We start from the raw sequence: 10,751 nt of genomic DNA on the forward strand, positions 1-10,751 counted from the left end.
ATCAGCTTTGGGTAGTAATGTAGTTTTCTATAGCAATTCTATTGCTGATACTTTTGGCCAAAGTCATCTCATCAGCATACTCTAACTCGCCACCAAAGGCTATTCCACGAGCTATAGTGGTTATTTTGACGGGTATGTTTTTTAACTTCTTGTTAATATAATAAATGGTGGTATCTCCTTGAATATTGGGATTTAAAGCAAAAATGATCTCTTCTATCTTTTCCTTTTCTATTCGATGAATTAAAGAGTCGATATTTAATTGCTCTGGCCCGATGCCATCCAATGGAGAAATGATACCGCCTAATACATGATAGATGCCATTAAACTGCTGAGTGCTTTCTATGGCTATCACATCTCTGATATTTTCTACCACACAAAGTAATGTTTGTTTTCTGGAATGATTGCTACAGATATTGCACAAAATAGTATCGGAAATATTATGGCAGCGGGTGCAGAATTTTATTTCTTGTCTTAATAATTTTATTGAATCGCTGAACTGCGATACATCATGAGCATCTTGTTTAATTAAATGCAACACTAAACGCAAAGCTGTTTTTTTGCCAATACCCGGAAGCTTTGCAAATTCATTGACCGCATTTTCTAAAAGTGTTGACGAAAAGACCATAGGCGAAGTTAATTGATAATTACAATTGTATATCCCGTTCGTTATCCCAATTGGCTCGAATGGATAATTTTTTATCGAGCGTTATTACTTTTTCGGGCTGTAGTTTTTTTGAATAATTGCCCGGGGTCCATTTCCCATCATTATTGGCATCGTACAATATTCTTAATTCATATTCTCCCGGCGGGAAAAATTTGTCGCTCCATTGAGTATTTTCAATTGCGATACTTTTTCTTACTTCGTTACCAACACAGAATTGCAATACTGCATGATCGTTTTTAACAATATTGGTGAAACGAAGCGTTAATGTACCGTAATCAATTTCATCATATGTTTTAAAACGAAGGGTGTCTGATTTTGATAGCTGATTACCAGCTGAATCGGTTACTGCATCTTTTGCTACAATCAATCTGTAATCTGCCGACGGAATCCATTTTGTTTTAATAGAAAGGTTTTTCTGAATACTGTCGGGGAGGATCTTATAATTCAATTGCTTATAATTAGTATCGGTCAAAATTATTTTCTGAAAATCGATCGTTTTCAAGGGTTTTGAAAATTCGAGGTTAAGATCCGTCAGGAGATCCTGTCTGTTTGCAGATAAAGCGGTTGTATATTTTAGCTTTTTATCTGTTGTTGTAGTTGCCGGTTTAGTTGTTTTCTGATCTGATTCTTCAGCATAAGCATACAGTGTAGGCGTATTTTTTTCTGAAGGAATATTTACAGATTCATTTAAAAATGCAAATTGTTCAATTGAAGAATTATATGTTTTACCACCATCTCCATCTTTCAATGCATATACTTTGTATACTCCGGCAGCTAGGTTTTTGAAAACAAATTCGCCTTCGCTGTTCAACCTTGTAATGTAATCCGGCTTTGTTTTTTGTACGGCTGAATCATCGAGCGATTTGTAAAGCGTTACTAAAATGGTGCTATCAACTTTTCCTGTTTCTGCAACAATTACTTTTCCTGAAAGTTGCAAGGAGTCAATTGTATTTCCTGTAGAAAACACATAAGTAAAATCCTTTAGCGGATTACCTTCATTGATATCTTTAATGGTATTGCCAAAATTAATGGCGTAGGTGGTATTGGGTTGTAACGTATCTTTTATTTTGATCGTTACGGTTTTTAATTTTGAATCAATATCTGGATTTAGTTTTGGATAAGGCGATATCAAAACATTACTCAACACATCTTTCACTTCTACATATTCGTTAAAAGTGAGAACGATCTTATTGCTACTCACATTTACACTATTCTGTTCAGGATATGCTCTTACCAATACGGGAGGAATCGTGTCTTTGGCTCCGCCTGTGGGGGCTCCCGTTTGAGCACAGCCCGTTTCCAGAACAATGATTGCAAAAAGGCAAAAAATGAAAAATGAAAAATGAAAAATAGATTTAATAAAACTCATTCCGCTGTGCTTAATATGCAAACTTAAGATGTTATTCGATGATTTCCTCTTCTTCCAGATCGTGTAATGCTATGGCTAGCTTGTTATCTTTTACAAAATTACACCAATGGCACTCTTCTTTACCGCAACCAGTATAAAAATCACGGTTTTGTATTTTAGCCCAAACATCCGTTAATTGTTGCTTTACTGTTTCAATATCCTGAGGATTAATGACGATCTTTTCTTTGCGATATTCTTTCTTTTTATCCGGCTCTACAAAATCAAATTCCGTACTGATGACTTTCCAGTCTTTTTGACCGTAATTATCAATTAATATTTTATAGAAAACTGCTTGTCTCCAATAATCACCTCCGTTTGGATCTTTTTCGTTGGGTGCTTTTAATTTAGCCAATGCTTTATCAATGTCACCGCTTTTATAATCTACCACATTTACATTTTTACCATCAAACTCAAGCTTATCTAACTTACCTTTCAATGGTACTCCATTTACAACAACACCTCTTATGTTTCTTTCTACAGCAACAACCTTATTCCAAGTATTAACATATTTATTGTAGTAATTTCTTAATACTTCGTCGCCGTATTCCATTCTTCTGTCGAATGCTTCTTTGGTAAAATTTTCTCTGTGACGATTCATATACCAATTAAAATCAGCGATCATTGCTTCAACGGGAGCAAACCTATCTTCTTTGCCATCTTGCATTTTTTTAAACAACTGCTCTACTCCGTAATGTATGGCACTACCAAAAACCAATGATTCACTTTTACCTGCCGGAATACGTATCAGATTTTTATAGTAGAACCCAAGTGGACAATCAAGATAACTATTCAACGCTGTTACGTTCATCACAAATTTGCTTAGAAGATTAGTGATAAAATCTTCTTCAGCCTGTTCTATCTCCGGAGCCTGTGCAGTAAAATTCAATAATTCGAATTCAACAATTTGTTCATTTGGCAAAACTATTTTTTCAATCGGTATTGCATGTTGCTCTAAAATTTCTGCTATGAACATAGATGGCTCCAATTCTTTGCCGTCATTTTTATATTTAGCATAAGAGATAGACAAATTGGTTTCCGCTCTTGTCAATGCCACATAAAATAATCTACGCAATTCTTCTTCATCGCTTGAATTGGGTTGAGAAGAGAACATTGTATCTGGAAATTTGTAGCCGCCACCCGGCTTACGCTTCTTCTCCCAACTGGCGGCATTACATCCGGCAAAGAAAACATGATCGAACTCTAAGCCTTTAGAACCGTGTGCTGTCAGGAGGTTAACACCTTTATCATTACCAGCCACTTGAACTAATGGTAACGCTATACCTTCCTTTCTCATCAGGTCCATGATAGCAATTAATCCTGAAAGATCTAATGAAGGATTTCTTGACGTCTCTTCTTTAATAAAATTAAATAGCGCTGTAAGTAATTGCATCAATTCAATCTTTTCATTGCTTTTCATTATGTATGACAGTACGCCGGCATATTGAATGATATTTTCGAATAGTTGCTGCAATGTTACATTCGACACATCTGCAATTAATTTTTCTAATAGTGCACTAACATTTTTTAGCCGTTGGTTTAAACCTGCATCAAACAGATCTTTAGGGGCATTATTTGATTTATCAAATAATAATTTCCTTATTGATGTTAACTCTCCATTATATTTTTTCTGATTCACTTCTACCGTAAGTTTTGCAATGTCTATCGGTGGAATGCTGTAAAAATCATAATGCAATATCTCGAACAACATTTCATCTCCGCCATAAGGGATATCATGCTCTGCATTCAAATAAGAAAGCAGACTGATGATCTTTTTTATAAAAGGGTGATCTAAAATATTAATACTTCGCTTGCTATAAACAGGAATCCCTTTTAACCTGAAATACTTTGCCAGCTCTTCGCCATATTTATTTTCTTTATAGATAACAGCAATCTGTCCGGGAGGAATTTCCTGTTTCAATAAACCTTCTACATTAAATGTGATTGCGGCCATCTCATCTCTTACAGAATTGTATTCGCAAATAAGCGGCAAATGTTTTAACTCATTTATTTTTGTATTAGCTGCAACTAGATCTTTGGTGAGTCCATCTATTTTTCTGATCAACCTTTCTTCATTTCGGTTGATGACAGATTTAGAAACATCTAAAATAGGTTGCGTACTTCTGTAATTATTTGTGAGTACAACCGTTATCAGGTCTTTAGTATATGCATTGGCAAACTCAAGCATATTTTCCACGTTAGCCCCCTGAAAACGATAGATGCTCTGATCGTCATCTCCTACCACAAATACATTAGGCTTATCCCAATAATTAATCAACAATTGCACCAATTTATTCTGTGTGCCGCTTGTATCCTGGTATTCATCTACCAATATGTATTGAAATTTTTCCTGGTAATTAGCCAACACAATTTTATTTTCTTCAAACACACGTATTACCCAATTGATCATATCATCAAAATCATATCGATTGCGTTTACGCATCAACGATTGATAATTTTCAAACTCGTTCACCGCAGCTCTCAACTTTTCCATTTTTTCTTTTTCCTCTTCTATTTTGTCTGTCCGCACATCTCCCTTCTTAAATTCCTTTACAGCTCGTTTAGCAACATATTCATCTCTGTTGGGTAAGTCAGCTATATACTCATCTATTTTTTGATTGATATACTCAGGTGTCCACCCTTCTCTTTTCATGGAAGAAAATAAACTCTTCAAATTATTTACTTCAAAATAAACATCGCCTCTGTATCTTTTTAATAAATGGTTTTTCGGAAAATTATCGATGAGTGTTTTAAATAATTCAATACTTTCTAATTCTGATATTGCATCTAATGTGTTTTTTTCAAAAAGTGATAAATTATCCTGTATCACATCATTACAAAAAGCATGAAAAGTATAAATGTTTACTTTGTATGCATCGGCTCCAATGAATTGTACTAAACGTTTACGCATTGCAATTGTACCTGCGTCTGTATAAGTAAGGCAAAGAATATTTTCCGGTAATGCATCCGTATCTAATAAAATTTTGCCGATACGTGCCGCTAAAATTTGTGTTTTACCTGTACCCGGGCCGGCAATTACCATTACAGGGCCTTCGATGGTATCAACGGCTTTGCGTTGCTGAGGATTAAGCTTTTCATACTCCTGAGTAAATTTATTTTGCAAAATATCTTTGTAGCTGTGCATACATCAAAGTTAATTGTTCAATATTCATAGTAAATGAATAAGTTAAATTATTTTACAACAAATGACACTGTATTTTGTTAAGTGTTCATAAAACTTATGAGCAAAGTATATTCCATCAAAACAATTCAAAAAATCCCCATCTCTTTAGATGCAGCCTGGGACTTTTTCAGCAGCCCTGATAATTTGCAAAAAATTACACCTAATGATCTTGGGTTTAAAATAATTTCCAAACATCATGGAAATAAAATGTATGCCGGGCAGATCATTGAATATAAAGTGAGTCCTATTTTAAGTATCCCGATTTATTGGATGACAGAGATAACGCATGTGGAGGATAAAAAATATTTCATTGATGAGCAAAGATTTGGCCCATACAGTTTATGGCACCATCAACATCATTTTAAAGAAATAGCAGGAGGGGTTGAGATGACAGATATTGTACACTACAAACTACCATTATGGTTTTTGGGAGATGTTGCAAATGCGATACTGGTAAAAAATCAACTCAAAAAAATATTTGACCACCGCTTTAAAAAGGTAGAAGAATTGTTTGGAACAATGTAGTTATCCCGGCATTCTGCTGATATATTTTTCCATCTGTTTTATCTGATCAGCAATTTGCGGTGTAGTTGGTTTTAGTGCTTTAGCCTTTCTGTAATAATCTTTTCCGGCTCTGAATTCTCTTTTGTTGATCATAATAGAAGATAACTGTAAATAAGCTGCCGCTTCATTTTCTTTATCAGGCAAGCCGCTTCTTATAGCACCACGGATATAACTTTCTGCCTGTTTCATATCTCCCTTCTGAATAGCCAGCATTCCAAGTTGTAATTTATTGGCACCCTCTGCTTGTTTCATTTGAGCACCTAATAAACTACTATTCCCCATCAACTCCTGACTTTTTTTAAGATTGGTTTCGGCCCCTTCGAAATTTTGAGCAGCCATATCCAGATTTCCTTTGATAGTATAATACACCGAACGAATTGGTTTGATCAATAGACCCGGAAACCAAATAGAATCCAATACTTTTTTTGATCCTTCAAGATCGCCTTCTTCCATATAGGATTGTATCAAACGCATCGGGCCAAAAATAAAATGACCAACTATTAATATTACTGCAAGAAGATATAATACAAATGACGGCCAAAAAGTTGACTGCACATTAACAAAAATAGCTAATGCCAACAGTACAATTCCTATCCACAAACGATACTTAATAAGGATGTTCAACCACTTCATACTCTTTATTTTTTGGAGTGCAAAGATAGGTACTTCAATTTACGATTTCAGCATTACGATTTACCATTTTTATAGATTGTAAACCTGTCAGAATTGGAAACTAAATCCCAGATAGCTATTTTTGCACCTTGAATTAGAAATCAGGTTGGAACAATATTTTACACATGCTTGTTTTTCATTCCTTATTTCCATCAGGCCCTGTAGTTCAATGGATAGAATAGAAGTTTCCTAAACTTTAGATCCAAGTTCGATTCTTGGCGGGGCTACCATCTTCTAAAACCCTTATCCAAAAGGGTTTTCTTATTAAAAACTCAAAGAAAGCCTTCTTTATATATATTATTGTTGCATTCTTTAATGAATGTTTGTACTTTGATTGGCCTATCTCCAATGCTTCTGATATAAACTATCCTGCCTTACATTTTTATCATTTACCATTAAACTATTTATTATGAAAAAAACATTCATTACGGCAGTGCTATTTTTTATGACTACTGCTACTTTTTCACAGTCCATTAAAAAGAACGGTACTGTCTTTATTAAACACCCGTACATAAAAACTGTAGAAAAAGCCATGCAGGCTTATTTGAAAAAAGATGACGCCGCAAACTTGAAAATTTATGCGGATACCGCCAAATACTGGTATTCTGCAATGAATAACGAAAAACCAATGGGAATAAAAGAAGCCATAAAAATGTGGGATACCGATTTTGACTATTACGATAGCATTAAACTTAAACCTGTTGGTTATCCCGACTATTTGGAATACGTACAGGGCAATGTTAAAATAGTACAATCATGGTGGGAATGGTCGGGAATATCTAAGAAAACTGGAGAAACATTAATTATAAATTTTGTGCAGTTTGACTGGTTTAATAAGGCCGGAAAGATCACTTTTGAAGCTATTTATGGCGATTTTTCAAAAATGGTTAAAGAATAAATCAAATATAAATAAATAGGCAATGATATACAATTTTACACCAAATAATTTGGTTATTTAAAATATTGAGCATATCTTTACACTACAAAAGCAAAAGATATGTTACCTGAATTTAAAAGCATCTTCGATTTACTTAAAGCATTTCCAACTGAACAATCATGTATTGACCACTTGGAAAGATTAAGTTGGAATGGTAATCCAGTAAGCCCGTTTGATGCTGTTTCAAAGGTATATAAATGTGCTGGAAATAAATACAAATGTAAAAACACAGGGAAGTATTTTAATGTACGTACAGGTACAATCTTCGATAACACTAAGATACCACTACAAAAATGGTTCTTAGCTTTATACGTTTTCAGTTCCCACAAAAAAGGAATTTCATCCCACCAATTAGCAAAAGATATTTCAGTAACTCAAAAGAGTGCATGGTTTTTATTGCACCGTTTATGCTATGCCTTTGACCATCCTAATTTCAAAAATACATTAGGCAATATTGATGTAGTAGAAATTGACGAAACTTTTATGGGTGGGGAAAGCAAAAATAAACACAGCAGTAAGAAAGTTAAAAATGAACGTGGTGGCACAATGCACACACAGCAACCAGTTTTAGGAATGAGAGAAAGAAACGGATTTGTAATTGCACAAGTAGTTCCAAATCGTAATAAAGAAACGTTGCTACCTATTATCTTTGATAACGTTGAACAAGATAGTAAAGTGTGTACTGATGAATATACAGCCTACAATGATTTAAAACATATCTACACTCATAACAAAGTTAATCATGGAGCAAAAGAGTATGTGAACGCTATGGCACACACTAACGGGATCGAAAATTTTTGGTCACATTTAAAGAGAGGGTTGGACGGTATTTATCATTGGTGCAGTAAAGAGCATTTACAATCTTACGTTGATGAATTTACTTTAAGATTTAATACAAGAGATTACAACACACAAGGAAGATTTGATTTAATTTTATCAGCAATTTCAAATAAACGCTTAACCTATCAAGAGTTAATAAAATGAGCAAAATAAAAGTTACGGACATAGATATTACTATCATAAAAGAAGGTGGGCACGATTATATCTCTTTGACCGATATGATGAAAGCTAAGGATGGAGATTTCTTTATTACTGACTGGTTAAGAAATAGAAATACACTTGATTTTTTAGCAGTTTGGGAACAAATGCATAATTCTGATTTTAATTACGGCGAATTCGCCATAATTAGAGAACAATCTGGAGTTAACTTCTTCAAAATCAGTGTAAAAGAGTGGAATGAAAGGACTAATGCGAAGGGTGTAATAGCTAAAACTGGAAGATATGGGGGTACATATGCACATCAAGATATAGCTTTTGAATTTGGCACATGGATTAGCCCAATATTTAAACTATATCTTATAAAAGAATTTCAAAGATTAAAGGAGCAAGAGGCGAAATTGATAAATAACGAATGGGATTATAGAAGGTTCTTGAGTAAAGTAAATTACAGAATTCATACGGATGCAATAAAGGACAATATTATACCTCAATATACAAGTATAAACAAGGAAGAAGAAGGGTATATATACGCAAATGAAGCGGAAATGTTAAATGTTGCAGTATTTGGCATTACTTCTAAAAAATGGAAACAAGAAAACCCAGATAAAGTATTGAAAGGACTGAATATAAGGGATATTGCAAATATCCCTCAATTAACTGTATTAGCTAATATAGAGAGTTACAACGCAATATTATTAAAAGAAGGATTACCTAGTAAGGAAAGATTAAATAAATTAAAAAATGAGGCATTATCACAATTAAAATCACTATCAGAATATAATTATCCCTATTCAATTGAAAGTCCGCAAATGATAAAATTTGAACAAACAAATAGTTTTGATAGTAAATTAAGGGGACTTTTAGCCGTACCTCCTCCCAAAAAAGATAAAAACTAAAATGGAAGATGTTCCTTAATTGGCTCTTTAGGTGTAAATTTTAAAGCCTTAGTACCTTCTACATCTATTTCAGTAACTGTAAATGTGATATTCCCTTCTTCATAGATAAACTTGAGGGATTCAAAGAAGCCTTTTGCATTTACTGAATGATATTTACCGGCTTTTTGTATTTTGTAGCCATTTGGATCATTTGAAGGAGAAAGTATTCCATATATTGCTGCTCCCTTTCTTTCATCAGGATTAATAGCTAAAACCATACTTTTTTCAACGCTTATTTTGAACTCGTTTGCGGTTTCAATAGTAAAGCCAATTTTACCAGTTCTATGAACTGATGCTTTATATATTGGCTCTTGTTTGGCTGGGGCTATAATTTGCAATTTCATGGGACAAAAGTAATGATATTTTAAATTAGTTTAAATCTCATTATCCACATTTCTATGAAACTTTAATAATTTTGTTTAAAACATTATTTATTTGTCTTTTGCGTGTGTCATTTTTATCCCTATATTTACAAAGCAATAGCCGTTCTTTTCAGAACGGCTATGTATAACTTCAATTTGGCGGGGCTGGTGCAATCTTAGGGAGTTAGACGTCAATAAATCTCCCGAAATCTTTGAAAGTGCCAGTCCTTAGCCTTCTTGATTAGATGGTCAGGTGTCAGATACCTGACCATATTTATTTGTAGTACAATATACAAATTTAAAGCACATTTTTATTTTAATTCAAATTTTTATTTTGAATTGAAATATTATTTTTCAATACTTTGGCAGTCATTTTATTACTTTAATGTGATGGTGTAAACACATATATCATTGCCAATAAATAATAATTTGTTGGTCCGGAATAAATACCCGGACCCTTTTTTTATCAACATATAAACAGATTGACCCGAAATATGATCAAAAGTGTTGATATATATGGGTTTCCCTCAATAAAAAACGTATAAATACGTTATCTTTATTGTTAGAGATAAGTGTTACATATCCCCTAAGACTGATATTTTGGTATTTAGGCTCCATTTTTCCTGAAAAAAAATCATTTTTTAGCCATTTTTAATGCAATTAAAATAATGAGAAGAATTATTCTGACTTCGTTTATTTTTTTAGTGACCGCTTGTGGTTATACCGTAAAGGCACAGGTGATTGAGCAAAAAAACAACCTTGTAAAAAAGGAAGAACAAAAAGAAGCTAAAGCCGGCACTTACCAGTTTATTTACTATCCATCAAAGCTGAAATATTTTTTCACAAATGAAACTTTAAAGGAAATAGAAAGAAAAAGAGAAGAAAAGAAGGACGTTTACATATGGCTCACGCCAACCGTGCAGGTAAAAATATTATCAAAAGAATATATCGAATCTCCCGAATTTATACCTCTTCCTGAAAAGAAGTATGTTGATGAATGAGCGATATAGAAAATCGATAATAACTTTT

At 33.6% G+C, this 10,751-nt stretch carries 10 protein-coding genes and 1 tRNA gene; 6 read left to right on the forward strand and 5 right to left on the reverse strand.

Annotation, left to right across the window (positions count from 1 at the left end; genetic code table 11):
• Window position 1: 1 nt before the first annotated feature.
• The 3 genes from recR to ACQ33O_RS02585 are packed head-to-tail and all read right to left on the reverse strand — an operon-like array spanning window position 2 to window position 5,214.
• Complete coding sequence (gene recR, locus ACQ33O_RS02575; protein ID WP_430993990.1) at window positions 2–625, reverse strand: recombination mediator RecR; 624 nt, start codon at window positions 623–625, stop codon at window positions 2–4.
• Between the two features lie 19 nt (window positions 626–644).
• The gene (locus tag ACQ33O_RS02580; protein ID WP_430993991.1) at window positions 645–2,033 is read right to left on the reverse strand and encodes an Ig-like domain-containing protein; all 1,389 of its coding nucleotides are present in this window, start codon (window positions 2,031–2,033) and stop codon (window positions 645–647) included.
• Window positions 2,034–2,064: 31 nt separating this feature from the next.
• Window positions 2,065–5,214: an ATP-dependent DNA helicase gene (locus ACQ33O_RS02585; RefSeq protein WP_430993992.1), complete on the reverse strand. Its 3,150-nt coding sequence runs from the start codon at window positions 5,212–5,214 to the stop codon at window positions 2,065–2,067.
• 96 nt (window positions 5,215–5,310) lie between these two features.
• On the opposite strand from ACQ33O_RS02585, the gene ACQ33O_RS02590 reads away from it, so the two are divergent.
• Window positions 5,311–5,778: an SRPBCC family protein gene (locus tag ACQ33O_RS02590; protein ID WP_430993993.1), complete on the forward strand. Its 468-nt coding sequence runs from the start codon at window positions 5,311–5,313 to the stop codon at window positions 5,776–5,778.
• Here ACQ33O_RS02590 and ACQ33O_RS02595 read toward each other — a convergent pair whose 3' ends face one another.
• Entirely contained in the window at window positions 5,779–6,450 is a 672-nt protein-coding gene (locus ACQ33O_RS02595) for a tetratricopeptide repeat protein (RefSeq protein WP_430993994.1), read from the reverse strand.
• A 194-nt stretch (window positions 6,451–6,644) separates the two neighbouring features.
• On the opposite strand from ACQ33O_RS02595, the gene ACQ33O_RS02600 reads away from it, so the two are divergent.
• From ACQ33O_RS02600 to ACQ33O_RS02615, 4 genes are all read left to right on the forward strand, one after another.
• Window positions 6,645–6,719 (forward strand) — tRNA-Arg (locus tag ACQ33O_RS02600).
• 179 nt (window positions 6,720–6,898) lie between these two features.
• Window positions 6,899–7,387 carry a hypothetical protein gene (locus ACQ33O_RS02605; protein WP_430993995.1) on the forward strand — a complete coding sequence of 163 codons (489 nt, stop codon included), beginning with the start codon at window positions 6,899–6,901 and terminating at the stop codon, window positions 7,385–7,387.
• Window positions 7,388–7,486: 99 nt separating this feature from the next.
• Window positions 7,487–8,410, forward strand: a complete 924-nt coding sequence (locus ACQ33O_RS02610) for an IS1595 family transposase (protein ID WP_430993996.1) — start codon at window positions 7,487–7,489, stop codon at window positions 8,408–8,410.
• Window positions 8,407–9,321, forward strand: a complete 915-nt coding sequence (locus ACQ33O_RS02615; protein ID WP_430993997.1) for a KilA-N domain-containing protein — start codon at window positions 8,407–8,409, stop codon at window positions 9,319–9,321. Before ACQ33O_RS02610 ends, ACQ33O_RS02615 begins: the two co-directional genes overlap by 4 nt.
• On the opposite strand, the gene ACQ33O_RS02620 is transcribed toward ACQ33O_RS02615, so the two are convergent.
• Window positions 9,318–9,704: a hypothetical protein gene (locus ACQ33O_RS02620; protein WP_430993998.1), complete on the reverse strand. Its 387-nt coding sequence runs from the start codon at window positions 9,702–9,704 to the stop codon at window positions 9,318–9,320. The two genes, ACQ33O_RS02615 and ACQ33O_RS02620, sit on opposite strands and share 4 nt — an antisense overlap.
• Before the next feature lie 686 nt (window positions 9,705–10,390).
• Between ACQ33O_RS02620 and ACQ33O_RS02625 the strand changes: the two genes are divergently transcribed.
• Window positions 10,391–10,723, forward strand: a complete 333-nt coding sequence (locus ACQ33O_RS02625) for a hypothetical protein (protein WP_430993999.1) — start codon at window positions 10,391–10,393, stop codon at window positions 10,721–10,723.
• Window positions 10,724–10,751: the final 28 nt, after the last annotated feature.

Source organism: Ferruginibacter sp. SUN002 (assembly GCF_050611725.1).
GTDB lineage: Bacteria > Bacteroidota > Bacteroidia > Chitinophagales > Chitinophagaceae > Ferruginibacter.